The 23949-nt window shown below is 71.3% G+C and carries 25 protein-coding genes, 1 tRNA gene and 1 pseudogene; 16 read left to right on the top strand and 11 right to left on the bottom strand.

Annotation, left to right across the window (positions count from 1 at the left end):
- Positions 1 to 129: 129 nt before the first annotated feature.
- Positions 130 to 561, bottom strand: coding sequence for a site-specific integrase (locus FDM97_RS36305; RefSeq protein ID WP_137988971.1), 432 nt, complete (start codon positions 559 to 561; stop codon positions 130 to 132).
- Between the two features lie 338 nt (positions 562 to 899).
- On the opposite strand from FDM97_RS36305, the gene FDM97_RS04490 reads away from it, so the two are divergent.
- The 5 genes and pseudogenes from FDM97_RS04490 to FDM97_RS04470 all read left to right on the top strand — a co-directional run bounded on the left by FDM97_RS04490 (position 900) and on the right by FDM97_RS04470 (position 4219).
- Positions 900 to 1925 (top strand): helix-turn-helix domain-containing protein, encoded by a 1026-nt coding sequence (locus FDM97_RS04490; protein WP_137988970.1) that lies wholly within the window; start codon positions 900 to 902, stop codon positions 1923 to 1925.
- A gap of 13 nt (positions 1926 to 1938) precedes the next feature.
- Positions 1939 to 2511 (top strand): annotated as a pseudogene (locus FDM97_RS04485) (HD domain-containing protein); the annotation flags it as partial.
- Between the two features lie 309 nt (positions 2512 to 2820).
- Complete coding sequence (locus FDM97_RS04480) at positions 2821 to 3552, top strand: helix-turn-helix domain-containing protein (protein ID WP_137988969.1); 732 nt, start codon at positions 2821 to 2823, stop codon at positions 3550 to 3552.
- 29 nt (positions 3553 to 3581) lie between these two features.
- On the top strand, positions 3582 to 3815 hold the full coding sequence (locus FDM97_RS04475; RefSeq protein WP_137988968.1) for a type II toxin-antitoxin system VapB family antitoxin: 234 nt from the start codon (positions 3582 to 3584) through the stop codon (positions 3813 to 3815).
- On the top strand, positions 3812 to 4219 hold the full coding sequence (locus FDM97_RS04470) for a PIN domain-containing protein (protein ID WP_137988967.1): 408 nt from the start codon (positions 3812 to 3814) through the stop codon (positions 4217 to 4219). The genes FDM97_RS04475 and FDM97_RS04470 overlap by 4 nt, the downstream gene beginning before the upstream one ends.
- Positions 4220 to 4266: 47 nt before the next feature.
- On the opposite strand, the gene hutI is transcribed toward FDM97_RS04470, so the two are convergent.
- The 4 genes from hutI to hutU are packed head-to-tail and all read right to left on the bottom strand — an operon-like array spanning position 4267 to position 9729.
- Positions 4267 to 5514 carry an imidazolonepropionase gene (hutI, locus tag FDM97_RS04465; protein WP_137988966.1) on the bottom strand — a complete coding sequence of 416 codons (1248 nt, stop codon included), beginning with the start codon at positions 5512 to 5514 and terminating at the stop codon, positions 4267 to 4269.
- Positions 5515 to 5531: 17 nt separating this feature from the next.
- The gene (locus FDM97_RS04460) at positions 5532 to 6866 is read right to left on the bottom strand and encodes a formimidoylglutamate deiminase (RefSeq protein ID WP_137988965.1); all 1335 of its coding nucleotides are present in this window, start codon (positions 6864 to 6866) and stop codon (positions 5532 to 5534) included.
- On the bottom strand, positions 6857 to 8047 hold the full coding sequence (locus FDM97_RS04455) for an allantoate amidohydrolase (RefSeq protein WP_137994650.1): 1191 nt from the start codon (positions 8045 to 8047) through the stop codon (positions 6857 to 6859). The genes FDM97_RS04460 and FDM97_RS04455 overlap by 10 nt, the downstream gene beginning before the upstream one ends.
- Positions 8048 to 8064: 17 nt before the next feature.
- Entirely contained in the window at positions 8065 to 9729 is a 1665-nt protein-coding gene (gene hutU, locus FDM97_RS04450) for a urocanate hydratase (protein ID WP_137988964.1), read from the bottom strand.
- A gap of 133 nt (positions 9730 to 9862) precedes the next feature.
- Between hutU and FDM97_RS04445 the strand changes: the two genes are divergently transcribed.
- The 6 genes from FDM97_RS04445 (at position 9863) to FDM97_RS04415 (ending at position 13971) form a co-directional block, all read left to right on the top strand.
- The gene (locus tag FDM97_RS04445) at positions 9863 to 11176 is read left to right on the top strand and encodes a type III PLP-dependent enzyme domain-containing protein (protein ID WP_137988963.1); all 1314 of its coding nucleotides are present in this window, start codon (positions 9863 to 9865) and stop codon (positions 11174 to 11176) included.
- Between the two features lie 86 nt (positions 11177 to 11262).
- The gene (locus FDM97_RS04440; protein ID WP_137988962.1) at positions 11263 to 11727 is read left to right on the top strand and encodes an SRPBCC family protein; all 465 of its coding nucleotides are present in this window, start codon (positions 11263 to 11265) and stop codon (positions 11725 to 11727) included.
- Between the two features lie 193 nt (positions 11728 to 11920).
- Positions 11921 to 12325, top strand: coding sequence for a roadblock/LC7 domain-containing protein (locus FDM97_RS04430; protein WP_137988961.1), 405 nt, complete (start codon positions 11921 to 11923; stop codon positions 12323 to 12325).
- Positions 12322 to 13119, top strand: coding sequence for a transcriptional regulator (locus tag FDM97_RS04425; RefSeq protein WP_137988960.1), 798 nt, complete (start codon positions 12322 to 12324; stop codon positions 13117 to 13119). The genes FDM97_RS04430 and FDM97_RS04425 overlap by 4 nt, the downstream gene beginning before the upstream one ends.
- Positions 13120 to 13160: 41 nt before the next feature.
- On the top strand, positions 13161 to 13547 hold the full coding sequence (locus tag FDM97_RS04420; protein ID WP_137988959.1) for a roadblock/LC7 domain-containing protein: 387 nt from the start codon (positions 13161 to 13163) through the stop codon (positions 13545 to 13547).
- Between the two features lie 52 nt (positions 13548 to 13599).
- Entirely contained in the window at positions 13600 to 13971 is a 372-nt protein-coding gene (locus FDM97_RS04415; RefSeq protein ID WP_137988958.1) for a hypothetical protein, read from the top strand.
- A gap of 17 nt (positions 13972 to 13988) precedes the next feature.
- Here FDM97_RS04415 and FDM97_RS04410 read toward each other — a convergent pair whose 3' ends face one another.
- The 3 genes from FDM97_RS04410 to FDM97_RS04400 form a co-directional block, all read right to left on the bottom strand.
- Entirely contained in the window at positions 13989 to 14279 is a 291-nt protein-coding gene (locus tag FDM97_RS04410) for a hypothetical protein (RefSeq protein ID WP_137988957.1), read from the bottom strand.
- A gap of 82 nt (positions 14280 to 14361) precedes the next feature.
- Complete coding sequence (locus FDM97_RS04405; RefSeq protein ID WP_137988956.1) at positions 14362 to 15201, bottom strand: MurR/RpiR family transcriptional regulator; 840 nt, start codon at positions 15199 to 15201, stop codon at positions 14362 to 14364.
- 351 nt (positions 15202 to 15552) lie between these two features.
- Complete coding sequence (locus FDM97_RS04400; protein WP_137988955.1) at positions 15553 to 16950, bottom strand: cystathionine beta-synthase; 1398 nt, start codon at positions 16948 to 16950, stop codon at positions 15553 to 15555.
- Positions 16951 to 17069: 119 nt separating this feature from the next.
- On the opposite strand from FDM97_RS04400, the gene FDM97_RS04395 reads away from it, so the two are divergent.
- From FDM97_RS04395 to FDM97_RS04385, 3 genes are all read left to right on the top strand, one after another.
- Positions 17070 to 18185, top strand: a complete 1116-nt coding sequence (locus FDM97_RS04395) for an SGNH/GDSL hydrolase family protein (RefSeq protein WP_137994649.1) — start codon at positions 17070 to 17072, stop codon at positions 18183 to 18185.
- A 221-nt stretch (positions 18186 to 18406) separates the two neighbouring features.
- Positions 18407 to 19627, top strand: coding sequence for an acetyl-CoA C-acetyltransferase (locus FDM97_RS04390; protein ID WP_137988954.1), 1221 nt, complete (start codon positions 18407 to 18409; stop codon positions 19625 to 19627).
- Between the two features lie 357 nt (positions 19628 to 19984).
- On the top strand, positions 19985 to 20854 hold the full coding sequence (locus tag FDM97_RS04385) for a hypothetical protein (RefSeq protein ID WP_137988953.1): 870 nt from the start codon (positions 19985 to 19987) through the stop codon (positions 20852 to 20854).
- Positions 20855 to 20929: 75 nt separating this feature from the next.
- On the opposite strand, the gene FDM97_RS04380 is transcribed toward FDM97_RS04385, so the two are convergent.
- Positions 20930 to 21268: a hypothetical protein gene (locus FDM97_RS04380; protein WP_137988952.1), complete on the bottom strand. Its 339-nt coding sequence runs from the start codon at positions 21266 to 21268 to the stop codon at positions 20930 to 20932.
- A 100-nt stretch (positions 21269 to 21368) separates the two neighbouring features.
- On the opposite strand from FDM97_RS04380, the gene FDM97_RS04375 reads away from it, so the two are divergent.
- A complete protein-coding gene (locus FDM97_RS04375; RefSeq protein WP_137988951.1) occupies positions 21369 to 21599 on the top strand; it encodes a DUF4287 domain-containing protein in 231 nt (76 codons plus the stop codon).
- A gap of 63 nt (positions 21600 to 21662) precedes the next feature.
- Here the strand turns inward: FDM97_RS04375 and FDM97_RS04370 are convergent, their stop codons facing one another.
- Positions 21663 to 22550 carry a Bax inhibitor-1/YccA family protein gene (locus tag FDM97_RS04370; protein ID WP_137988950.1) on the bottom strand — a complete coding sequence of 296 codons (888 nt, stop codon included), beginning with the start codon at positions 22548 to 22550 and terminating at the stop codon, positions 21663 to 21665.
- Positions 22551 to 22680: 130 nt separating this feature from the next.
- A tRNA-Leu gene (locus tag FDM97_RS04365) sits at positions 22681 to 22764 on the bottom strand.
- Positions 22765 to 23164: 400 nt separating this feature from the next.
- Between FDM97_RS04365 and FDM97_RS04360 the strand changes: the two genes are divergently transcribed.
- Complete coding sequence (locus tag FDM97_RS04360; RefSeq protein ID WP_137988949.1) at positions 23165 to 23935, top strand: ABC transporter ATP-binding protein; 771 nt, start codon at positions 23165 to 23167, stop codon at positions 23933 to 23935.
- Positions 23936 to 23949: the final 14 nt, after the last annotated feature.

Here is a 23949-nt window from a genome sequence, read left to right as displayed (position 1 = left end):
ACGGTGGGCCGGTAGAGGCCCGTGCGTCGGTTGCGGTGCTTCTTCTCACCATCACGCTGTGTCCGGAGCTGGGGCAAGCGGCGCCCACGGACCAACGGGAAGGGATTCACCAGCAACGAACCGGTGTTTTCATTCCAGATGGAAGTTGTAGAACTCCCGAAGCACCGTCTCGCAATGAGCCCGGGTTGCCGGCGAGTACTTGGTCCCGACCGTGTGCTTTCCAGTCACCGGATTCGGCGTACCTGGTGCCGGCCTGTCACTGCGAGGCGACGGGACCTCGGAGAGAGCCTTGCCGCGATGGCGCCAATGGATGCGCTTCGGCTTGTCCGCCACCTTCATCCACAACATGAAGTCCCGGGCGTCTTCCCGGGTCGCACGGTCCCACTCGATCCCGAGCGCCCATAAGAACCGGAACCAGCGCAGCAGATCCATGCCGTACGAACGTGGCGTCAACGGCGAGCTGTCCCTCGCCATCAGCTCCTTGAGGTAGAGCAGTAGCTGGCCTAACTCGGGCAGGACGAAGTTCCTCAGGTCCCTTCCGGACCGCTGCTCATCAAGCACATCGGGAAGCTAGCAGATACCCGTCCTGACCTGCGAAGACAGCCGAGTTGGTTCGGTTAACAGGCCGGCCGCGGCAACGCGGCGTCGCATGACCGCTCTGTGGCCCGCCGCGCGGTTGAGACGGTCCAGATCGTCGACAAGGCAGACGACTGGCCCCGGAGTCGCCGCCATGGCGCGGCACAAGGCGTCGGACTCGGGACGGGTGTCCGCAAGCGCGTGATCGCCCAGGTCGATCCAGATACCGGCGATCTCCCAGCCTCGTTGCTCCGCGTACGCTCGGCAGGGAACGCCACGGCGCGCCCCCTGGATGCACCGTCGCCGGCTCTGTCTTCCGGGTCGTGCGTGAGCAGCTCGGGCACACCCAGGACACCCTCGCGGAGTTGTTGCAGGTCGCGGTCGACACCGTCGCCGGCTGGGAGTCGGGCCGCCGCCCGCTGACCGCCGTACCGGTCGGCCAGATGCTGACCCACCAGGGACTGCTCATGAGGGAGGGCGCTCCACCCTCCCTCATGTCCACCGTCCAGAGGGCATTGGAAGCAGACGTGCTGCTGACCGACCTGCTGGGCCGGAAGGTGGCCCACAGTGACAATCCGCTCGGAGCATGGGTACTGCGGCGCGAGCCCGTAGAGCTGCTGTCCTGGCCGCTCAGTGGCGTACCTCCGACTCCGCTGCGGTCTCTGCCACCCCCTCCCCGACCACGTCGTGGTCCGGTGCCGACCGGGCCGGCTCTGGGCGCGACGGAGCGCGGTCGATTCTTCGCCCTGATGCGGGAAACCGCCGAACAGGCCCGCAGACCTGAACAGTTCCTGCTGCGGCGTCAGGCCCTCTACCTCGCGGGGTACGACCTTGCCTCCGACACCTCCGCCTGGCTCGCCCACCAGCAACGGACGGAACGGCCGAGTGACTGGCTTTCCCGGTGGCTCAATGACCGATCCGTCGCAACGGTGGCCGCCCGGCACGGCGATCAGGAACGCATGGACTACTTCATCGCCACCACGCTCACCGCGAGCGAAGCGGGCGAGAGGGCCAATCTGAATTACTGGGCCTACTGGATCGGGGAGTCGGCCCACGTCGAGCTCTCGGACGATTTCATCGCCCGGCCCGACTGGGGACCCTGGCGCGGCGACAGGCTGATGGACCACCTCGTGCGCGGCCTGACGCCGAGCCACGGATTCTTCGACCTCAACGTACACACGCTGTGGGCCTTGATCGCCTCCAGGCCGGACCTGCTGACGCACCGTTCCGCTGCGGCTCGGTCCCTGCGTGACCGGCTCCCGATGATGTTGGATGGCACCGGGCCGTCGACGCGGGCGCGTCGGGAGCTCGAAGGCATCCGGTACGCGATCCGCCTCGCGGAGGCGTGAGAGGAGACGGACGGTGGCTGACGACGAACTGTCCGCTGTGGCGCACTTCCTGTACGAGGCGGGAACGCTCAAGCACGCGCGGCGCACCGGTTGGTGGATGGCCGGGGTTCGTGACCCGGAGAGTGTGGCGGAGCACTCCTGGCGTACGGCGCTGATCGCCTCGGTCATCGCAAAGCTCGAAGGGGCCGATCCGGCCCGCGCCGCGTTCTTGGCCGTGTGGCACGACACCCAGGAGGCGCGGACCGGGGATGTGAACTACCTGGGGAAGAAGTACGCGGCAGGTGCCGACCCCCGCGAGGTCACCGCCGATCAGACGGCCGGCATGCCCGAGGTTCTCGCCTCCGCCATCCGGGATCTGGTCGGGGAGTACGAGGCGAAGGAGTCGCCCGAGGCGGTCTGCGCCCGCGACGCCGACAAGCTCGAGTGCCTGCTGCAGGGCATCGAGTACAAGACGCAGGGTTACGAGAACGCCCAGCGCTGGATCGACAACAGCCGGCGACGGATCACCACGGAGACGGCGAACCGCCTGGCCGACGAGCTCTTGGCGCAGGACAGTCTGGAATGGCTGCGTGTGGCGCTCGGGGAGTCGGGGCGTTGGCGGCCGGGTTCGGGTTTCCGCGATGCGGGGCGGGGGCGATCGGCTGTCCACGACATCCCGTTGAAAGGACTGGAGGAAGAACCACTTCCGTCCAAACCCGACAGCTCACACCTTCGGGTGACTATGTGGCAGAACGGCCGGTCGGCGCGGTACGGTCGCGCCAACTTGCATATGCCGTAAAAGATTTCGGCCCCCGGCGGGACTGGCATCCCGGTCGAGGGCCTGATCACTCAGGAAGAAGAGACCTTCCCTATGACTGCGACGCAGTTTAGTACGCGTACGACCTCTCGCGCTGGTGTGACGCACGTACGTCACCGTCACGACGAGAAGTTCACCGTCGTGGGCAACCATCTCGCCCAGCACAAAGACCTGTCCGCCTGCGCGATCGGCATCGGCGTCTACATCCAGTCGCTGCCCGACGGCGCCCTCGTCGGCATCACCGTCCTCGCCGCCCGCTTCCGGGAGGGCGCGGCCCGGATCGCCAGGGCGCTGCGGGAGTTGGAGGCCGCCGGGTATCTGAAGCGGCAGGTGGTACGGGGTGAGGGGGCCAAGCTCGCCACCGTCACGACCTGGTACGAGAACCCGCACCCGGTCGACCTGGTGAAGCGCGCCCGGCCCCCGCGGCGGGAGTCGCGGCCGGTGCCTGCTGAGCCCGAAGTGCCCGAGCTCACCGAGGAGTTACGGCCCGCCGCAGCTCTGCTCGCGGGTCTTCGGCAGCGCGAGCCACGGCTGCTGCTCTCGGAGAACGACGTACGGCGGCTGGCGGCCGGTACCCATGCGTGGCTGGCGCGCGGGCTCACCCCCGAAGCCGTGGCCCGGACCCTGTGCGCGGGGCTTCCCGCCGGGACCATTCGCTGGCCCGCCAGACTCCTCGCGTATCGGCTGCGGGAGTGGCTGCCACCCGAGCTGCCGCCCGCGCGGGAGGCCCCCAAGCTCCTGCCGCTGCAGAACTGCGACCGCTGCGACCGGGCCTTCCGTGGCGCTGACCAGGGACTCTGCCGGGGTTGCCAGGACGATGTACATCGATGAGATACATCATCCACATCGCTGGAGGAGCCATGGCCGTCACCCAGATCGACCTTGACGAGACGCTCCTGGAAGCCGCGATGAAGCTGATGGGGACGCGCACGAAGAAGGAGACCGTGAATACGGCACTCCGCGAGTACGTGCAGCGCATCGAGCGTCTTCAGGCAGCGGAGAGACTCGCCGAACGCGGGGCTCGCGGGGAGTTCGATCAAGCCGCAGCCGCGCATGAGGCCGCCAAGCGGGCGCGCAAGGCCGCGTTCGAATGAACTCCTACCTGCTGGACACCTCCGCGCTCTGGCATCTCTTCCGCACTCCTGGCGCCCTCGCGGCCTGGGAGGGCCATATCGGCGCGGGAGCCTTCCGACTCTGCGAACCGACGAGAACGGAGTTCCTCTACTCGGCCACCGGGCCGGCTCATCGCGACGAGCTGGCCGACGAGCTGGACGCCTTGTGCCTCCCCGCCGCCGTGCCCAAGCACGGCTGGCGCTGGGTCGACACCGCCCAGTACAAGCTGACCCAGCACGGCCAGCACAGGTCGGCCGGAGCGATCGCCCTGCTGGTCTGCGCCACGGCCGTCCACCACGACCTGACCGTCCTTCATGTCGACGACGACTTCGCCACCGTCGGTCGCGTGGTCAAGGAGCTGAGGGAGCGCGATCTCAGGGCCTGACCTCGCCACGTCGTCATGGCGGCGATCAGGTCACGGACGGACCACGGTCAGACCACGCGGGCTCCCCGGCGCCACACCTCGGTCACCAGCGGGACCCCCGGGCGGTACGCGAGGTGCACGTGGGACGGCGCGTCCAGGAAGGTCAGGTCCGCGGTGGCGCCCGGGGAGAGGCGGCCGATGTCCGTGCGGCGCAGGGCCGCCGCGCCGCCGGCGGTGGCGGACCAGACGGCCTCGTCGGGGGTCATGCCCATGTCCCGTACCGCGAGCGCGATGCAGAACGGCACCGAGGAGGTGAAGGACGAGCCCGGGTTGCAGTCCGTCGACAGCGCCACCGTCGCGCCCGCGTCCAGGAGGCGGCGGGCGTTCGGCCACTGGGCGCGGGTGGAGAACTCCGCGCCCGGGAGGAGCGTCGCGACCGTGTTCCCCGACGCCAGGGCGTCGACGTCGGCGTCCGTCAGGTGCGTGCAGTGGTCGGCGCTGGCCGCGTCCAGCTCCACGGCCAGCTGGACACCGGGGCCGTACGAGAGCTGGTTCGCGTGGACGCGCGGGTGCAGGCCCTTGGCCTTGCCGGCGGTGAGGATCGCCCGCGCCTGGTCCCCGTCGAAGGCGCCCTTCTCGCAGAAGACGTCGACCCAACGGGCGTACGGCGCACAGGCGTCGAGCATCTCCCCGGTGACGAGGTCGACGTACGCGGCCGGGTCGTCGGCGTAGTCGGGCGAGACGATGTGGGCGCCGAGGTAGGTGACCTCGTCGGTGTGGGCGGCGGCGATGCGCAGGGCGCGCGCCTCGTCCTCGACCGTGAGGCCGTAGCCGGACTTCGTCTCGAAGGTGGTCGTGCCCTGGCGCAGGGCCTCCGCCATGAAACGGGCCACGTTCGCCGACAGCGCCTCGTCGCTCGCCGCCCTCGTCGCCGCCACCGTCGTGCGGATGCCGCCCGCCGCGTACGCCTGGCCGGACATGCGCGCGTTGAACTCGGCCGTCCGGTCGCCGGCGAAGACCAGGTGCGAGTGGGAGTCCACGAACCCCGGGATCACCGCCCGGCCGCCCGCGTCGACCCGGTTGTCAGTGGCGGGTGCTTTGCTGGATTCACCGACCCAGACGACACGGTCGCCGTCGATGACGACGGCCGCGTCCTGGATCAGGCCCAGCGGGCTTCCATCACCGAGGGAGGGATCATTCGTGACCAGACTGGCGATGTTGACGATGGCGGTGGCGGCCGTCGCCACGGCGCTGTTCACGCTCGTGGGGGCGGAGATCGCCGCCGGGTTGTTCGTCGCCGCGGGGCCCGTGTTCATGATGAGAAGTGTCTCCTTCAGCCGCGCAGGGCGGCGATCGAGTCCGCGAGGGCGCCGGCCACGTCCGGTACGGACTGGTGGACCCCGTCCCGTACGACATGACGTCCGCCCACGACCGTGTGCCGCACGTCCGAGGCCGACGCTGCGAATACCGCCGTCTCGGCTGCCAGACGCGGTGCCGGCCCCGCTGTCCTGACCGAGTCCAGGGCGATCGTCGTGAAGTCGGCGAGCGCGCCCGGCTCCAGAGCGCCCGCCTCACCCCAGCCGAGGGCCGCGTGGCCGTCGGCGGTGGCGGCCCTCAGCAGCGCGGCCGCCGTCCAGTGGCCGCGGGTGCGGGAGCGCAGGCGCTCGTTGAGCTCCATGGCCCGCGCCTCCTCCAGGAGGTCGATGACCGCGTGGCTGTCGCTGCCGAGCGACAGCGGGGAGCCGGCGCGCTGGAGGGCGACCGCCGGGCCGATGCCGTCCGCGAGATCGCGTTCGGTCGTCGGGCACATGCAGGTGCCTGTCGTCGAGGAGCCGAGGAGCGCGATGTCCGTGTCCGTGAGGTGCGTGTTGTGGACGCCCGTCGTCAGAGGGCCGAGCACCCCGTGGTCCGCGAGGAGTTGGGTGGGGGTACGGCCGTGGGCCGCGAGGCAGGCGTCGTTCTCGGCGGTCTGCTCCGAGAGGTGGACGTGGAGCGGGGCGCTGCGCTCGCGCGCCCAGCTCGCCACGGTCGCCAGCTGGTCCGCCGGGACCGCCCGCACCGAGTGGATGGCCGCCCCGATCCGTACGCCCTCGCTCTCCTTCAGCCGCGAGACGCGCTCCGCCCACGCGTCCGCCGTGCCGTCGGAGAAGCGGAGCTGGTGGGTGTCGGGGGCCGCGCCGAAGCCCGAGGAGAGGTACGCCGTGTCGAGGAGGGTGATCCGGATGCCCGCGTCGGCCGCCGCCGCGATGAGCGCTTCGCCCATCGCGTTGGGGTCGGCGTAGGGGGTGCCGCCGGGCGCGTGGTGGAGGTAGTGGAACTCGCCGACGGCCGTGATGCCGGCCAGCGCCATCTCGGCGTACACCGCCCGTGCGAGGGCGTGGTACGTCTCCGGGGTCAGCCGGGACGCGACCTGGTACATCACCTCGCGCCAGGTCCAGAACGTGCCGGAGCCGACCTGGACTGTGCCGCGCAGGGCCCGGTGGAAGGCGTGCGAGTGGGCGTTGGCGAGGCCGGGGATCGTCAGGCCGCGCAGGACGACGGCGCCCGGGGGCGGAACCTCCAGCCTCGTGCGTACCGCCGTGATCCGACCGTCGGCGACCTCGAGCGCCACGCCCGGCTCGACGTTCGTGTCGAGCCAGGCGTGCTCCAGCCAGTACGTCACGCGCACGCGAGACCCTCCAGTACGTCGGCGAGTGCGAGGACACCGGCCACGCAGTCGTCCTCGGCCGCGAACTCGGCCGGGGAGTGCGAGACACCGGTGGGGTTCCGTACGAACAGCATGGCGGTCGGGACCGAGCCGGAGAGGATTCCGGCGTCGTGTCCCGCGCCCGTCCCGAGAACGGGGGTCTTCTCGCCGAGGATCCCGGCGAGCTCGTCCCGCAGGGCGTGCTCGAACTCGACGACCGGCGTGAACGACTCCTGGACGACGGCGAGGTCGATGCCGTGGCGTTCCGCGTACGAACGTGCCGCGGCCTCGACGCCGGCGATCACCGCGTCCAGGGACTCCTGGTCGGCGGCGCGGGCGTCGAGCCAGCCGCGGACGAGGGACGGGATGGCGTTGACGCCGTTCGGCTCGACCGCGATCTTGCCGAAGGTGGCGACGGCGCCCGCGAGTTCGGCCTCGCGGCGGGCGGCGAGGACGGTCTCGGCGTACGTGAGCATCGGGTCGCGGCGGTCGACGAGGCGGGTGGTGCCGGCGTGGTTGGCCTCGCCTGCGAAGTCGTACCGCCAGCGGCCGTGCGGCCAGATCGCGGAGGCGATGCCGACGGAGTCCCCGGACAGGTCCAGGGCGCGGCCCTGCTCGACGTGGAGTTCGACGAAGGCGCCGATCCGGGCGAGGCGCTCGGGGTCGGGGCCGATGGCCTCGGGGTCGTAGCCGGCGGCCTCCATCGCCTGCGGGAGGCTGATGCCGTCGGCGTCGCGCAGCTCGTACGCCTTCTCCTTCGTCAGCCGGCCCGCGGTGAGGCGGGAGCCGACGCAGGCGAGGCCGAACCGGGCGCCCTCCTCGTCGCCGAAGTTGACGATGGCGAGGGGGCGCTTGAACCGGACCCCGCGGGAGCGGAGTTCGTCGAGGGCGGCGAAGGCGGACACGACGCCGAGGGGGCCGTCGAAGGCGCCGCCGTCGGGGACGGAGTCCAGGTGCGAGCCGGTGACGACGGCGTCACCGGCGGTCGGGTCGCCGAGCCAGGCCCACTGGTTGCCGTTGCGGTCGGTCTCGACGTCGAGGCGGCGGGCCTCGGCCTGCATCCGGAACCAGAGCCGGCAGTCGGCGTCGGCGCCGGTCCAGGCGTAGCGGCGGTAGCCGCCCGAGGCGTCGCTGCGGCCGATGGGCCGCAGCGACGTCCACATGGCGTGGAAGCTGGCACTCACGCGTCGTCGCCCTCGCGCATCGGGACGCGGACGCCCTTCTCGTCGGCGACCCGCTCCGCGATCTCGTAGCCCGCGTCGACGTGGCGGATGACGCCCATGCCCGGGTCGTTGGTGAGCACGCGGCGGATCTTCTCGCCGGCCAGCTTCGTGCCGTCGGCGACCGAGACCTGGCCCGCGTGGATGGAACGGCCCATGCCGACGCCGCCTCCGTGGTGGATGGAGACCCAGGACGCGCCGGAGGCGACGTTCACCATGGCGTTCAGGAGGGGCCAGTCGGCGATCGCGTCGGAGCCGTCGAGCATGGCCTCGGTCTCGCGGTACGGGGAGGCGACCGAGCCGCAGTCCAGGTGGTCGCGGCCGATGGCGAGGGGCGCGGCGAGGGTGCCGTTGCCGACCATGTCGTTGAACATGTCGCCGGCCTTGTCGCGCTCGCCCTGGCCGAGCCAGCAGATGCGGGCGGGCAGGCCCTGGAAGTGGACGCGCTCGCCGGCCATCTTGATCCAGCGGTGGAGGGACTCGTTCTCCGGGAACAGGTCGAGGATGGCGCGGTCCGTCTTGTGGATGTCGGAGGCCTCACCCGACAGGGCGGCCCAGCGGAACGGGCCCTTGCCCTCGCAGAACAGCGGGCGGATGTAGGCCGGCACGAAGCCGGGGAAGGCGAACGCGCGGTCGTAGCCCGCCAGTTGCGCCTCGCCGCGGATCGAGTTGCCGTAGTCGAAGACCTCGGCGCCGGCGTCCATGAAGCCGACCATGGCCTCGACGTGCTTGGCCATCGACTCACGCGCGCGGGTGGTGAAGCCCGCCGGGTCCTTGGCCGCGGCCGACGCCATGTCGTCGAAGTCGATGCCGATCGGGAGGTACGACAGCGGGTCGTGGGCCGAGGTCTGGTCGGTCACGATGTCGATCGGGGCGCCCTCGGCGAGCATCTGCGGCAGCAGCTCCGCGGCGTTGCCGAGGAGGCCGATGGAGAGCGGACGGCGGGCGTCGCGCGCCTCGACGGCCAGGGCGAGGGCGTGGGCGAGGCTGTCGGCCTTCACGTCGAGGTAGCGGTGCTCGATGCGGCGCTCGATGGCGCGCGGGTCGACGTCGATGCAGATCGCGACGCCGTCGTTCATCGTCACGGCGAGCGGCTGGGCGCCGCCCATGCCGCCGAGACCCGCGGTCAGGGTGATCGTCCCCGCCAGCGTCCCGTTGAACTTCTTCGCGGCGACGGCGGCGAAGGTCTCGTACGTGCCCTGCAGGATGCCCTGCGTGCCGATGTAGATCCACGAGCCGGCCGTCATCTGGCCGTACATGGTCAGACCGAGCTGCTCCAGGCGCCGGAACTCCTCCCAGTTCGCCCAGTCGCCGACCAGGTTGGAGTTGGCGATGAGGACGCGCGGGGCCCACTCGTGCGTCTGCATGACGCCGACCGGGCGGCCGGACTGGACCAGCATGGTCTCGTCCTGCTTGAGGGTCCTCAGGGTGCGGACCATGGCGTCGAAGGAGCGCCAGTCGCGGGCGGCCTTGCCGGTGCCGCCGTAGACGACGAGCTTGTCGGGGTGCTCGGCGACCTCGGGGTCGAGGTTGTTCTGCAGCATCCGGAGGGCGGCCTCCTGCTGCCATCCCAGGGCGCTCAGTTCCGTACCGCGCGGGGCCCGTACGGGGCGGGGTCCTGACATGGGGTTGCCTCCTCCGGCGACGCCTACAGCAGAGATGTGATGCAGGATGTGATGCGGATATTCACATCCTGACCTCCTGAATACTTGTAGTCAACAGCTGCGGCCTCACCCGACCCGGTGGTGGGATGGAGACATGGCTTCCTACCGTCGCGATCAGGCCGTCCGGGCCGCCGTCGAACAAGGCCTCCTCTCCCCCTCCGAACCCGTCGTCGCCCTCCTCGACACCGCCGGCATCCGCGCCTCGGCCGCCGCCCTCGTCTCCGCGTTCGCCGCCGTCACCGACGCCCCGGTCCTGCACGCCTTCGCCGTGAAGGCGTGCCCCCTCGTGCCCGTCCTGCGCCTGCTGTACGACTGCGGGCTCGGCGTCGAGGTCGCGAGCCCCGGCGAGATGGCCCTCGCCCACGCGGCCGGCGTGCCCCCGTCCCGTACGGTGCTCGACTCGCCCGCCAAGACAGCCGCGGAGCTGCGCCAGGCCCTGGCCCTCGGGATCGCCGTCAACGCCGACAACCTCCAGGAAGTGGCCAGGCTCGACGCGCTCGTCGCCTCGGCGCCGACCGCCAGCCCGCTCGGCCTGCGGGTGAATCCGCAGGTGGGGGCGGGTACGATCGAGGCGCTGTCGACCGCGACCGCCACCTCGAAGTTCGGCGTCGCGCTGCGCGACGAAGGCGCGCGCGAGGCGGTCGTCCAGGCCTTCCTCGACCGGCCCTGGCTGCGCCGGCTGCACACCCACACCGGCTCCCAGGGCATCCCGCTCGCCCTGATGGCCGAGGGGGTCGCGGCGGCCTACGCCCTGGCGGAGGAGATCAACACCAAGGCCGGGCGGCAGCAGATCGACACCATCGACATCGGTGGCGGACTGCCGGTGAACTTCGTCTCCGACGAGGAGACGCCGACCTACGCGGAGTACGCCGAGCTGCTCGCCACGACCGCCCCGGGGCTCCTCGACGGGCGGTACGGCCTGGTCACCGAGTTCGGCCGCTCGCTGCTCGCCAAGCACGGCACGATCCTGGCGCGCGTCGAGTACACCAAGACCTCGGGCGCCCGCCCCATCGCGGTCACCCACGCGGGCGTGCAGGTCGCCACCCGTACCGTCTACGACCCGCCGTCCTGGCCGCTGCGCGTCCTCGCGTACGACTCCGAGGGCCGGCCCCGCACCGGGGAGGAGACCGTCCAGGACGTGGCCGGACCCGCCTGCTTCGCGGGAGACCTGCTGGCCACCGCGCTGGAGCTGCCGCTGCTGCGGCCGGACGACATCGTCGTCGTACCGGACACCGGCGCCTACTACTTCGCCCACCACTACGCGTACAACAGCCTGGTCCGGCCCGCCGTCCACGGCTTCACGGCCGAGGAGGACAGGGTGGTGTTCGCGACCGTCCGGCGGGCCCAGACGCTCGACGAGATCGTCGCCGAGGCGGGCGGGGACCGGGTGGACGCCCTTCTGCCGTAGGCCGAACCTGCCGTAGGCCGAACCTGCCGTAGGCCGAACGCCGGACATCGGGAGCGGCTGTCGGACCCCGGTGCTTCCATGGAGCCATGGCTACCAAGAGCGTCGTCGTCGAACGCCGGATCGAGGCGTCTCCCGGGCCCGTCTGGGAGGCGCTGACGGACCTGAAGGACATGGAGCGGGTCCTCAGCGGTGTGGAACGGGTCGAGGTGCTGACCGAGGGCGGCTTCGGGGTGGGCACGCGCTGGCGCGAGACCCGGCGGATGATGGGCAAGGCGGCCACGGAGGAGATGACCGTGACCGAGGCCGAGCCGCCGGACCGCTATGTGACGGTGGCCGATTCGCACGGCATGCACTACGTCTCGGAGATCGCGCTGCGCCCGGACGGGACCGGGGCGACGACCGTACGGCTGACGTTCTCGGCGACCCCGGCCGAGGGGAGCCGCATGGGGCTGCTCGCCACGCTGCTGAGCGGGCTGGGCGCGAAGGCGGTGAGCCGGGCGCTCGCGAAGGACCTGGACGACATCGCGGCCTCGGTGGAGCGCCGCCACTGACCCCGCCACCGACCCCGCCACCGACCCCGCCACCGACCCCGCACCTGACGCCGCGCCGAGCTATCGACGCATTCAAGCAACCCATCGGCATGTTCCGGCGGAAAATGCCAGAACTCCTCCCCACGGCCGGAACGTTGAGTAACGTCTCCGTCACTGCCGTACGCCCGCACGCCGCATCGGGAGGGGAATCCGCGTGCCCGGAATCGACGAGTGCCTGCTGGAGGCCATGGGCCTGCCGGGCGCACGCGGGGCCTGGCTGGTCGACTGGACCAGCGGGCTCGCCCTCGGCACGGCGGGCGACTCGCCGGTCGGCGACCATGAGACGACGGCCGCCGAGTCGGCCGAACTGGCCCGCGCGGCAGCGGAGTACGACTCGTTCGCGGGCGCCGCACCCCAGGACGGCGAGGAGTTATCGAAGGGCCCGCCCGTCGAGGACCTGATCGTCACCACCCGCGGCGGGTACCACGTCCTGCGCTTCGTCGAGACGGCCTTCGACAGCAGCGTGTTCCTGCACCTCTGGCTGGACCGCGACACCGGCAACCTCGCGCTCGCCCGGATCCGGCTGCGCGACCTCGCCGAGAGGCTGGTCCTCGGATGAGCCCCGTCACGACCCCCGTCACGACCCCCGTCACGACCCCGGTCTCCCCCATGCTCGTCCGCCTCGCCGCCGAGCGCGCGACCGGCGCGCTGTTACGCGACCACGGCACGCTCTACCTCGTCGACGGCCGTGTCGTGCACGCCGAGAGCCCCGCCGCCCCCGGCCTCGACGTCCTGCTGACCGCCGGCGGCCGGCTGCCCCGCGAGCGCTGGGACGAGGCCGTCGACCGGGCCGGGGCGCGCCGCGAGGTCGGCCGGTTCCTGGTGGACAGCGGCCGGCTGCGCGACGGCGAGCTGGAGATCTGCCACCTCGGCGCCGTCTTCGACGCGGCGTTCTTCGCCCTCGCCCCGGCCGGCGGTCCGACCCGCTTCCGCTACGGAGTGGCCCACTGGTTCGGCTCGGTGCGGCCGGTCTCCACCGAGGCCGTCGAGCGCGAGACCGTACGCCGCCGTGAACTGCTCGACGCCGTCTGGCCGTACGGGGCCGTGGACACCGCCCCGGTCGTGCCCCGCGCGGCCGCTCCCGGGCAGACGGTGAGCCTGCGCCAGCGGGCGGTGCTGGCCGCGGCGGACGAGGTCCGCACCCCGGCGGACATCGCGCGACTGCTCGGCCGCCCGGCCTTCCACACGCTGCTCGACGTCCGCCGCCTCGCGGCCGCCGGCCTCGTCGAGACCCCGCCCGACCCCGTACCGGCCGCCCAGCACGCCGTCCCGGCCTGGGTCGCCGAGGTCGGGGCCGATCCGGACATCGCCCTGCTGCGCCGGCTCCGTGACGCCCTGGAGGCAAGTCTGTGATGAGGCGTGCCCTGCGCCTGCGCGCCGAGAGGAGACAACTGATGTCGGCAGAAGCCGAGGTGCTCGGCGAGCTGAGACGGCTGCGGGCCCGACTGCCCCAGCTCACCGGGGCGCTCGCGGCGAGCGCCGACGGCCTGGTCCTGGCCCAGGAGACGGTCGACACCGAGGCGGAGGGGGTGGCCGCGCTGACCGCGGCGGCCCTCGGCGTCGCGCAGCGGCTGACCGAGTCCACCGGACAGGGCGGCTTCCGCGAGCTGCTCGTGCGCGGCGAGCGCGGCTATGTCGCCACGTACGCGGCCGGCGGCTCGGCCGTCCTCACCCTGCTCGCCGAGCCCCGGATCAATGTGGGGCGGCTTCATCTGGAGGCCCGGCGGTCCAGCGCCCGGATAGGGGAGCTGGTCGACGGGGCGCTGGAACGCAAGGACTGAACCGACACCCCTGACACGCTCCACCCGAACACGAAAAGGAAGTGCGACACCCATGGCGAACACCGAGACCTCCCTCAAGGAAGCCGCCGCCATCGACGGCGCGATCGGCGCCGCGCTGGTCGACTACACGAGCGGCATGGCGCTCGGCGCCATCGGCGGCGGCAAGGAGCTCGACCTCGATGTCGCGGCCGCGGGCAACACGGACGTGGTCCGCGCCAAGGTCAGGGCGATGGAGATGCTGGGCCTCCAGGACGAGATCGAGGACATCCTGATCACGCTCGGCGGCCAGTACCACCTGATCCGTCTGCTCAAGGGGCGGGGCGTCAACGGCCTGTTCCTGTATCTGGCGCTGAACAAGGACCGCGCGAACCTGGCGATGGCCCGCCACCAGCTGAAGAAGATCGAGTCCGAGCTGGAGATCTGAGCCGCCGGGCCCGCGGCCTATCTCACCAGGGTTTCGAAGCCTGAACTGCCGCAGTAGGCCACCGCCCGCCCCTCGGCCTCCCCGTCGCCGGCGGTGACCGCGCGCGCGGTGTCGTCGAGAACGTGGCTGCCGTCGTGGTCGAGGTGTTCCCGATCGAGCACCTTGGCGACGGCGATGGCCGCGTACCCCGCGGCCTCGACGCTGGGATCCGTGGCGTTTCTCGCCTTCTGCCAGGATCCCAGCTTGGTGCAGTAGTCCCGCTGCCACGCCTTGGCCTGTTCGGGGTCGTACGACGAGCAGCCGCTCATCAGGGCTACGGCACACACAACGCCCGCCGCTCGCACGGCCCTTCGCCTGTTCAGCACGCATCCCCCTCGTCGATCGGCCTGCCTAGTCCACGAAGAGCCCCCGCGCCGCCGCCTTCGTGTCGAACTCCTCGAGGCGCGCCTGGGCGTCGGGCAGTTCGTCCGCCATCGCCTCCAGGAGCACCCGGCCGAGCAGCATGGGAGCGCAGGCCGTGTCGAAGGCGAGGCCGGTGCCGACGGCGGCCGGGATCAGCAGGTCGCTGTGGGCGGCGACGGGCGCGAACGCCGACTCGGCGACCGTCACCACGGTCAGCCCGGCCGCCCGGGCGTACTCCAGCGCCTCCACGACCTCCCGGGGGTGGCGGGGCAGCGCGAAGCAGAGGAGCGCGGTGGCCCCGGCCCGTACGACGGCGTCGATACGGTCGGTGAGCATCGAGCCGCCCTCGTCGAGGAGGCGGACGTCGGGGTGGACCTTGGCGGCGAAGTACGCGAAGCCGCGCGCCTGCGAGGAGGCGGCGCGCAGTCCGAGGACGGGCAGCGGCCGGGAGGCGGCGAGCAGCCGTCCGGCCTGCTCGACGGGGGCGGGGTCGGCGAGCAGCGCGGCGAGATGGCGCAGGTTCTCGATCTCGGCGAGGACGGCCTGCTGGTACTCGTTGTGCTCGCCGCCGTCCGCCGCGGTCTTCTCGGCGGGGGCGACCTCGCGCAGATGGCGACGCAAGGCGGGGTAGCCGTCGAAGCCGAGGGCGACGGCGAAGCGGGTGACGGAGGGCTGGCTGACGCCGGCGAGCTCGGCCAGCTCCACGCTCGACAGGAACGGCACATCGCCGGCCCGGCGCACCATGCAGTGCGCGATCCGCCGCTGTGTCGGTGTCAGCCGGTGCCCTTCGAAGAGCGCCTGCAGCCGTCCGGCCGGGCTGTCACTCACGCCGTCCCCCTTCCGCCCTATTCATCCACCTCGAACTCTGCATGAAGATATGCAGCAGGGCAAGAAAAACGCCCTCCGGGGGCGGGGGGGGACGCCAGGAGGGCAGGAAATAGCGCGGGGACCGCCGCACCCCCGTGAACGGGGGGCGGGACGACGGCGGTCCCCGCGAGGGACACGGGCCCGGGTCAGGGCCGGTCTCCGCGTCCGCGGCGTCTGCAGGAGGTCCGGGAGCCGCTCCGTAGTCCTTGACGCCGACAACGACCAATGTGCCGGACGCGTGTTAAGCGGGTGCTGCGGGTACGTGTCGCGCTCGTACCGATTTCGCGAACGTCCGAACCACCCGCTCACGCACTACTTCGCGGCGCCCTTGCTTCCGCCGTTCGCCAGGAAGGCCAGCAGGTCCTGACGGCTCACCACACCGGTCGGCTTGCCCTCGACCAGCACGATCGCGGCGTCGGCCGCGCCGAGGACGGACATCAGGTCGGCGACGGGCTCGCCGGAGCCGACCTGCGGCAGCGGCGCGCTCATGTGACGCTCCAACGGGTCCTCCAGGGAGGCCCGCTTGGTGAACAGGGCGTCGAGCAGCTCGCGTTCGACGACCGAGCCGACGACCTCCGCGGCCATGACGTCGGGGTGGCCGGCGCCCGGCTTGACGATCGGCATCTGGGAGACGCCGTACTCCCGCAGCACCTCGATGGCCTGACCGACCGTCTCCTCCGGGTGCATGTGGACGAGGGACGGCATGCCGCCCTCCTTGTGCCGCAGCACGTCGGCGACGGTGGCGGACTCGGTGTCCTCCAGGAAGCCGTAGTCGGCCATCCACTCGTCGTTGAAGATCTTGGAGAGGTAGCCGCGGCCCGAGTCGGGCAGCAGGACGACCACGATGTCGTCGGGGCCGAGCTCCTTGGCGACCTCCAGCGCGGCGACGACCGCCATGCCGCAGGAGCCGCCCACCAGGAGGCCCTCCTCCTTGGCGAGGCGGCGGGTCATCTGGAAGGAGTCCTTGTCGGACACGGCGACGATACGGTCGGTGACCGAGGCGTCGTAGGCCGTGGGCCAGAAGTCCTCGCCGACGCCCTCGACCAGGTACGGCCGGCCGGAGCCGCCGGAGTAGACCGAGCCCTCCGGGTCGGCGCCGATGATCTCGACCTTGCCGCCGCTGGCCTCCTTCAGGTACTTGCCGGTGCCCGAGATCGTGCCGCCCGTGCCGACGCCGGCGACGAAGTGGGTGATCTTCCCGTCCGTCTGCTCCCACAGCTCGGGACCGGTGGTCTCGTAGTGCGAGCGCGGATTGTTGGGGTTGGAGTACTGGTCGGGCTTCCAGGCACCCGGCGTCTCACGGACGAGCCGGTCCGAGACGTTGTAGTACGAGTCGGGGTGCTCGGGGTCGACGGCGGTCGGGCAGACGACGACCTCGGCGCCGTACGCCCGCAGCACGTTGATCTTGTCCGTGGACACCTTGTCCGGGCAGACGAAGATGCACTTGTAGCCCTTCTGCTGGGCCACGATGGCGAGGCCGACACCCGTGTTGCCGGACGTGGGCTCCACGATCGTGCCGCCGGGCTTGAGAGCACCGCTCTCCTCAGCCGCCTCGATCATGCGGACGGCGATCCGGTCCTTGACCGAGCCGCCCGGGTTGAAGTACTCGACCTTGGCCAGGACGGTCGCCTGAATACCCGCCGTGACGTTGTTGAGCCGCACCAGCGGGGTGTTGCCGACGAGGCTGATCATCGAGTCGTGGATTTGCACCGTAATCTCCGGGGTCTCCGTAATGGTGCGTCCAGCGTATGCGTAGTCGGAGCGGGTTACGGGGCAGTTAGACCCTGAACGGCTTGAAGGAGGTGACTGCCCCTATGTCGAGGGCGAGGGTGGCACGGCGGATCGCGGCGGGCGCGGCGTACGGCGGCGGGAGCATCGGGCTGCTCGGGGTGGCGGCGGTGGGTGTGCTCCTGGCCGAGGTGCAGCTGGCGAAGAGGACGGTCGGGGGCGGGGTGGCGCCGCTGCCGCCGGGGGCGGAGGGGCTGTACGGGCGCTCGTTCGGGGCGCCGGATCCCGCGTCGAAGCCGGGGGCCGACCCGGGCTCGCACCCGGGCCCGAACCCCGGCGGGAACCCGGGGGCCAACCCCGGCCCGAACCCCGGCCCGGATCCCGCCCCGACCCCCCTGAGGCTGGCCCTTCTGGGTGATTCGACGGCCGCGGGTCAGGGGGTGCGCCGGTCGGGCCAGACGCCGGGGGCGCTGCTGGCCTCGGGCCTCGCCGCGGTGGCGGAGCGCCCGGTGGTCCTGCGGAACGTGGCGCTGCCAGGGGCCCGCTCGGACGACCTGGAGCGTCAGGTGTCGCTGCTCCTGTCGGCCCCGGCGGGCCCGCCGGACGTGTGCGTGATCATGATCGGCGCGAACGACGTGACCCACCGGATGCCGCCCACGGAGTCGGTGCGGCACCTGGCGGCGGCGGTGCGGCGGCTGCGGACGGCGGGGGCGGAGGTGGTCGTGGGGACCTGTCCTGACCTGGGGACGATCGAGCCGGTGTACCAGCCCTTGCGGTGGCTGGCGCGGCGGGTGTCGCGGCAGCTGGCGGCGGCGCAGACGATCGTGGTCGTCGAGCAGGGCGGACGGACGGTGTCGCTGGGGGATCTGCTGGGCCCTGAGTTCGCGGCGAATCCGCGGGAGATGTTCGGGGCGGACAACTACCACCCGTCGGCGGAGGGCTACGCGACGGCCGCGATGGCGGTGCTGCCGACGGTGTGCGCGGCGCTCGGCGTATGGCCGGAAACGGACCGGCTGGAGCCGGAGCGCCGCGAGGACATGCTGCCGGTGGCGAAGGCGGCGGCGGAGGCGGCGAAGGAGGCCGGTACGGAGGTCACGGGCGTACGGGCTCCGTGGGCGCTCCTGAAGCACCGGCGCCGGCGGCGGCTCCCGGAGACCGCGGCCCCGGAGCCGACCCCGGCCTCGGCCTCGGCCTCGGAGGAGGCACACCGCCCGTGACGGGCCCGTGGACGGACACGCCCGCCAGGGCGCCGTCCCGTGCGCCCACCCGTTCCTCCCCCGGCGGGACAATTGCCACACGGGGTCGTGGTCGACGTCGCAGTCGACTGAGCGCTCGCTTAGAAAAGAGGCCCGCGTCACACCGTCAGCACGGTGACCCGTGCCGTACGTGCAGGTAACTTCCCTTTCAGTCCGTCCACCCGCATCCTCCTGGAGCCGTGATGCCCGAAGCCGTCATCGTCTCGACCGCCCGCTCCCCCATCGGCCGGGCCTTCAAGGGCTCCCTGAAGGACCTGCGGCCCGACGACCTCACCGCCACGATCATCCAGGCCGCCCTCGCCAAGGTCCCCGAGCTGGACCCGCGCGACATCGACGACCTGATGCTCGGCTGCGGCCTCCCGGGCGGCGAGCAGGGCAACAACCTGGGCCGGATCGTCGCCGTCCAGATGGGGATGGACCACCTCCCCGGCTGCACGATCACCCGCTACTGCTCGTCCTCCCTGCAGACCTCCCGTATGGCGCTGCACGCCATCAAGGCCGGCGAGGGCGACGTCTTCATCTCGGCCGGTGTCGAGATGGTCTCCCGCTTCGTGAAGGGCAACTCCGACTCCCTGCCCGACACGCACAACCCCCTCTTCGCCGACGCCGAGGCCCGCACCGCCGCCGTCGCCGCGTCCGAGGGCTCCACCTGGCACGACCCGCGCGAGGACGGCCTCGTCCCCGACGCGTACATCGCCATGGGCCAGACCGCCGAGAACCTGGCCCGGTGGAAGGGCATCAGCCGCCAGGAGATGGACGAGTTCGGCGTACGGTCCCAGAACCTCGCCGAGCAGGCCATCAAGAACGGCTTCTGGGAGCGCGAGATCACCCCGGTGACGACCCCGGACGGCACGGTCGTCAGCACGGACGACGGCCCGCGCGCCGGCGTCACCCTGGAGGGCGTGCAGGGCCTCAAGCCCGTCTTCCGCCCCGACGGCCTGGTCACCGCCGCCAACTGCTGCCCGCTCAACGACGGCGCCGCGGCCCTCGTGATCATGTCGGACACCAAGGCCCGCGAGCTCGGCCTGACCCCGCTCGCCCGCATCGTCTCCACCGGCGTCTCCGGTCTCTCCCCCGAGATCATGGGCCTCGGCCCGGTCGAGGCCTCGAAGCAGGCCCTCAAGCGCGCCGGTCTGACGATCGGCGACATCGACCTGGCCGAGATCAACGAGGCCTTCGCGGCCCAGGTCATCCCGTCCTACCAGGACCTGGGTCTGGATCTGGACAAGGTGAACGTCAACGGTGGCGCCATCGCCGTCGGCCACCCCTTCGGCATGACCGGCGCCCGGATCACCGGCACGCTGATCAACAGCCTGCAGTTCCACGACAAGCAGTTCGGCCTGGAGACGATGTGCGTCGGCGGCGGCCAGGGCATGGCCATGGTCATCGAGCGGCTGAGCTGAGCCGTAGCGGAGGGTAGGGGTCGCCTGAGGAACGAAGGCGGCCACTGCCCGCAGCGGTGGCGAAGGGAAGCGCGAGCAAGGAAGCGAGCGACTGTCGTAGTCAGGGAGCGGCAGCGCTCCCATGGCCTTCTGACGCGGATTCCAACCGTCCCGCGTCCCAGCCGTGACCGAATCTCCCCCAGGATGTGACCTACGTCCCGGGGGAGAGTCGTTCCCGCAGGTCACAGTGGTTTCGGGACTAAACGCCTGGCACAAATACCTGTCCATTTCGTGACGTAATGCACTGACAGGAGGCGCACTCCCACGACAAGCTGATGTAGGAAGTCGGGGGATCGACTCGGAATCGGGAGTACGTCAGTGAGCGCCATGTCTCTTGCCCTGCTGGTGACCACGGCCGCCGCCACGGCCGTGGGCGCCGCTGCCCTGCACGCTGCCCACGGTCTCCGTAAGCAGGTCGCCGCTCTGCGTAGCGAACTCGCCACCGCCAACGGCGTGTCCGTCCCGCACGCCCGCCAGTCGCCCGCCGCCGAGATACGGGCCGCGGTCGCCGAGGCGCTGGCCGAGGAGCGCGAGCGCGAGCTCGCCGAGGCGCGTGCCTTCTGGGCGGCGCAGGAGGCCCGTGACGCGGCCGACGCCCCCTCTCTGCTCGGCGGCCTCGCCGGCCCCACCGAGGAGGGTCCCTTCTACGTCCCGCGCCAGGCGGACTTCGCCGGCCTGGAGGCCATGGCCCTTGAGGCGATGGAGGCCGAGGCCGCCGCGCTGGACGGGCCGGCCGTGGACAGCGTCCTGGAGGAGTTCCCCGAGCTCACCGAGGTCACGGAGTACACCGAGTACGCCGAGGACTCCCCCGAGCTCGCCGCGGCCCGCCGCCGCCACCCCTCGCACCCCGACTTCGTCCCGGTGCAGACGCCCGTCGTCACCGACCACGAGCGCACGGTGGCGCGCCTGGAGGAGCTCGCGGACACGCGTACGGCGCTGACCGACGTGCGTCCCGGCCCGCTCGGCACGCTGGACGTGTACGTCTTCGCCGACGGCACCACGCTCTGCATGACCCCCGGCCACCGGGAGACCGCGGAGCGCCTCGCGGCGGCCCTGCGCGCGGGCCACACGCCCGTCCTGCTCGGCGGCTCGGGTGTCTCGGGCGCGTACGCCCTGACGTTCTCCTGCGGGAACGCGGAGGACGAGAACGTCTACATCCTCGCCGACCGCGTCATCGCCTCTCTGTAGGCCCGCCAGGGGCCCTGGAGGGGCCCGGGCCCCTGCCCCCGGGCGCCACCGGCCCCCGGCTACAAGCCCCGGGGGCTACAGCCCCGACCGCTCCGCGGCCTCCCGTACCAGCCTCACGGCCTCGCCCAGTTCCCGTTCCCGGGAGCCGGCCGGGGCCGTTCGCAGGATCTCGGCCAGATCGTTCCCCGCGACCACGAGTTGGTCGGCGACCGCGAACACCCCGGCGTCGGGCATGATCCGCCCGCCTTCCGCGCCTCCCCCGGGCTCCTCGATCCGCTGCGCCCGCAGCGCCAACTCCCTGGCCAGCGCGAGCCCTTCGGCGGCGGCGCCACGCTGGAGGCGGCTCTGCGGGGCGGCCCGCAACCGGTCGGCGAACCGCTCGACGGCGGTGGTCAGTTCAGTCGTATCAAGCACGCCGCGACCCTATGCGCCCTCCGGGGACTGTTGCCAACGGCGCGAGGCTCAGGCACGGTGACGGGAAGGAGCACACGGCAACACGCGTCCGGAGGCGCCGATGTCCCACGCATTCTCCGAAGAGACCCATCGCAACCTGCTCGCCCGCATTCCCCATTGCACCGGTCGTGAAGTCTCCGACTGGCTCCGCACCGTCGAGGAAGGCCCCTCCCTCGTCCGCTTCGAGGAGAAGGTCAACTGGCTCCGGGGCGCGCACGACCTCGCGTACGGCCACGCGAAGGCGATCATCCACGAGTACGACCTCCGGCGGGCGGCCCGCCGGCTGCTCTGAGACGACGGAAGGGCCCGTCCGGCACGAAGCCGGGCGGGCCCTTCGTCACACGCGTGCGATGCGTCAGTCGTTGCCCTGCAGGATCGACAGCACGCGCAGCATCTCCAGGTAGATCCACACCAGGGTCATGGTGAGGCCGAAGGCCGCCAGCCAGGACTCCTCGCGCGGGGCGCCGTACGTCACGCCGTCCTCGACCTGCTTGAAGTCCAGGGCGAGGAAGCAGGCACCGAGGATGATGCCGATGACACCGAAGAGGATGCCGAGGCCGCCGCTGCGGAAGCCCAGGCCGTCACCGGCGCCGTCGAAGAGCGAGAAGAGCGCGTTCACGGCCATCAGCAGGATGAAGCCGATCGCCGCCGCCATCACGAAGCCGTAGAAACGGCGGGTGACGCGGATCCAGCGCATCTTGTACGCGATCAGCACGCCGGCGAAGACCGCCATCGTGCCGAGTACCGCCTGGGCGACCACACCGGGCGAGATGTAGGTCGAGACCGCGGCCGAGATCACACCGAGGAAGAAGCCCTCGAACGCCGCGTACGCCAGGATCAGAGCCGGCGAGGGCTTGCGCTTGAAGGACTGCACCATCGCCAGGACGAACGCCACCAGAGCGGCGCCGATGGCGACGGCGTACGACTTTCCGAGGTTCGCCGGGTCGACCGGCATCACGATCCACGACAGGGCGGCGGTGAGCACGACCGTGCCGAGCGTCATGGCCGTACGGCTCACGACGTCGTCGATCGTCATCACATTGCCGCGCACCTGCTGCGGGGCGCCGAGCTGGGTGTCCTGTGCGTACGGGTTGGTCGCGTACGGGTTCGCCGCGCCCTCGGCATACGGGTTGGTTCCAACGGCGGGGCCCCCGGCCTGCGGCTGCTGCGCGTTGAAGCCCGCGTAGCCGCCGTTGTCGCGGCTGAACCCCCGTCGCGAGAAGACCGGGTTGCTGCTCCTCATCTCACTCCTCCATGGCCGCACTGCGCGGCCTTGCGTCAAGAGTAATAGGGAAGCAAAAGAAACTCCCTAGTGCTCGGGGAGGATCTTTCCGAGATCGTTAGGGAGACCCGGCGATCGACGGGGTGAGCTGTGCCCGGAACCGGACTCGAACCGGTACGGCCTTCGAAGGCCAGCGAGGTTTAAGCTCGCCGTGTCTGCATTCCACCACCCGGGCATGGCGCGCGGCTCCGCGTTGGCACATGAGCCTATCGGGAGGCTTAGCCCGTTCAGCCGAACGCCGGCCCGATGTTGTCTTATTTTATTGACGCCTGAGGGTGCGTCAGTGCAGGTCGGGCCCGTTCTGGCGAACTGTGACGGGGCTCGCACCCGCAAAGGTGCGCACACGGGAATGACGGAAACTCGCCGCCTCGGACGGGCCTGGGACCCATCGCCGAGGGCATCCTCCCGCGGGGTACCGCGTCTCAGGGATCCCGTCATACCTCAGGAGGAGAGCCGGCTCCCCCGGTCCGACTCGAGGCTGCCCCGGGAACGGGCATGTGGACGGACGACCCGGCCCGTAACGCTCGACACGATGGAGTGGTTCCCGAAATCCCGCAGTGACAGGAGTCGCCCTCGTGACCACCACCCCCACCGTGCCCCGCTCCACCGCGGTGGCCGCCCGCGCCACGGATCTCTCGAAGGTCTACGGACAGGGCGAGACCCAGGTGGTCGCCCTGGACCGGGTCACCGTGGACTTCCGGCAGGGCGAGTTCACCGCGATCATGGGCCCGTCCGGCTCCGGCAAGTCGACCCTGATGCACTGTGTCGCCGGCCTGGACTCCTTCAGCTCCGGTTCGGTCCGGCTGGGCGAGACCGAGCTGGGCACCCTGAAGGACAAGCAGCTCACGCAGCTGCGCCGGGACAAGATCGGCTTCATCTTCCAGGCGTTCAACCTGCTGCCGACGCTGACGGCGATGGAGAACATCACGCTGCCGATGGACATCGCGGGCCGTAGGCCCGACAAGCAGTGGGTGGAGAAGGTCATCGACATGATCGGCCTGTCCGGCCGGCTGGGCCACCGCCCCTCGCAGCTCTCCGGCGGCCAGCAGCAGCGCGTCGCCGTGGCCCGCGCGCTGGCCTCCCGCCCCGAGATCATCTTCGGCGACGAGCCGACCGGAAACCTGGACTCGCGCTCGGGCGCGGAGGTGCTGGGGTTCCTGCGCAATTCGGTACGTGAGCTGGGGCAGACGGTCGTCATGGTCACGCACGACCCGGTCGCCGCGTCCTACGCCGACCGGGTGATCTTCCTCGCGGACGGCCGGATCGTCGACGAGATGCTCAGCCCGACGGCGGACGGCGTGCTCGACCGCATGAAGGCCTTCGACGCCAAGGGCCGCACGAGCTGAGACGTCTGCGCCGC

The organism is Streptomyces vilmorinianum (genome assembly GCF_005517195.1).
Classification (GTDB): domain Bacteria; phylum Actinomycetota; class Actinomycetes; order Streptomycetales; family Streptomycetaceae; genus Streptomyces; species Streptomyces vilmorinianum.
Note: the sequence above shows the minus strand (reverse complement) of the source record. Positions and strands in the feature narration are given on the sequence as shown.

Excerpts from the sequence above, each read along its gene's own strand:
- FDM97_RS04475 (WP_137988968.1), top strand. The coding sequence starts at position 3,582 with ATGGCCGTCACCCAGATCGACCTTGACGAGACGCTCCTGGAAGCCGCG.
- FDM97_RS04470 (WP_137988967.1), top strand. The coding sequence starts at position 3,812 with ATGAACTCCTACCTGCTGGACACCTCCGCGCTCTGGCATCTCTTCCGC.
- hutI (WP_137988966.1), bottom strand. The coding sequence starts at position 5,514 with ATGAACACGGGCCCCGCGGCGACGAACAACCCGGCGGCGATCTCCGCC.
- FDM97_RS04455 (WP_137994650.1), bottom strand. The coding sequence starts at position 8,047 with ATGTGGACGTCGCTGCGGCCCATCGGCCGCAGCGACGCCTCGGGCGGC.
- hutU (WP_137988964.1), bottom strand. The coding sequence starts at position 9,729 with ATGTCAGGACCCCGCCCCGTACGGGCCCCGCGCGGTACGGAACTGAGC.
- FDM97_RS04445 (WP_137988963.1), top strand. The coding sequence starts at position 9,863 with ATGGCTTCCTACCGTCGCGATCAGGCCGTCCGGGCCGCCGTCGAACAA.
- FDM97_RS04440 (WP_137988962.1), top strand. The coding sequence starts at position 11,263 with ATGGCTACCAAGAGCGTCGTCGTCGAACGCCGGATCGAGGCGTCTCCC.
- FDM97_RS04425 (WP_137988960.1), top strand. The coding sequence starts at position 12,322 with ATGAGCCCCGTCACGACCCCCGTCACGACCCCCGTCACGACCCCGGTC.
- FDM97_RS04420 (WP_137988959.1), top strand. The coding sequence starts at position 13,161 with ATGTCGGCAGAAGCCGAGGTGCTCGGCGAGCTGAGACGGCTGCGGGCC.
- FDM97_RS04415 (WP_137988958.1), top strand. The coding sequence starts at position 13,600 with ATGGCGAACACCGAGACCTCCCTCAAGGAAGCCGCCGCCATCGACGGC.
- FDM97_RS04410 (WP_137988957.1), bottom strand. The coding sequence starts at position 14,279 with ATGAGCGGCTGCTCGTCGTACGACCCCGAACAGGCCAAGGCGTGGCAG.
- FDM97_RS04390 (WP_137988954.1), top strand. The coding sequence starts at position 18,407 with ATGCCCGAAGCCGTCATCGTCTCGACCGCCCGCTCCCCCATCGGCCGG.
- FDM97_RS04375 (WP_137988951.1), top strand. The coding sequence starts at position 21,369 with ATGTCCCACGCATTCTCCGAAGAGACCCATCGCAACCTGCTCGCCCGC.
- FDM97_RS04370 (WP_137988950.1), bottom strand. The coding sequence starts at position 22,550 with ATGAGGAGCAGCAACCCGGTCTTCTCGCGACGGGGGTTCAGCCGCGAC.